Source organism: Bradyrhizobium sp. NBAIM08, assembly GCF_020193935.1.
GTDB classification, from domain to species: Bacteria; Pseudomonadota; Alphaproteobacteria; order Rhizobiales; family Xanthobacteraceae; genus Bradyrhizobium; species Bradyrhizobium yuanmingense.
Genome location: NZ_JADYVR010001126.1, coordinates 1 through 394, shown reverse-complemented (window position 1 = coordinate 394; position 394 = coordinate 1). Strand labels below are relative to the sequence as shown.

The 394-nt window shown below is 74.9% G+C and carries 1 protein-coding gene; it reads right to left on the bottom strand.

Annotated features, from left to right (window positions below; translation table 11 throughout):
- Positions 1 to 81 precede the first annotated feature (81 nt).
- Positions 82 to 394, bottom strand: a 313-nt coding sequence (locus tag I6F37_RS43785; protein ID WP_276573840.1) for a 2'-5' RNA ligase family protein, incomplete at its 5' end; no start/stop codon positions are given.

Sequence of the window (394 nt, the reverse complement as noted above, 5' to 3'; positions counted from 1 at the left end):
GGTTCGGACTCGGCGTCCGACGAGCACGCGGCCACCAGCAGGACGGCAGCGACCACGATCAGCGCACGCACGGCACCATCGTCAACCGCCGAGCGGGAACGACGCCAGCAGCTCGTGCCGCGGCCGGTTGCGCGGACCCTCGCCGAGGAACGACGCAATCAGCCGGACCTCGTCGACGACCCATGCCGGCCCGCGGTACCCGTCCAGCAGCCGCACCCAGGACGACGTCTCGTGTGGGTGCTTGAGCCGCGCCACGGTCACGTGCGGCGTGAACCGGGCGCCGTCCACCGCGATGCCGGCCTTGCTCGCGGCCGCCCGCGCTCCCGTCGCCAGCCGGGACAGCTCGGTGCGGCCCGGCTCGTCCAGGTCGAGGCCGGCCCACAGCACCCGCGCC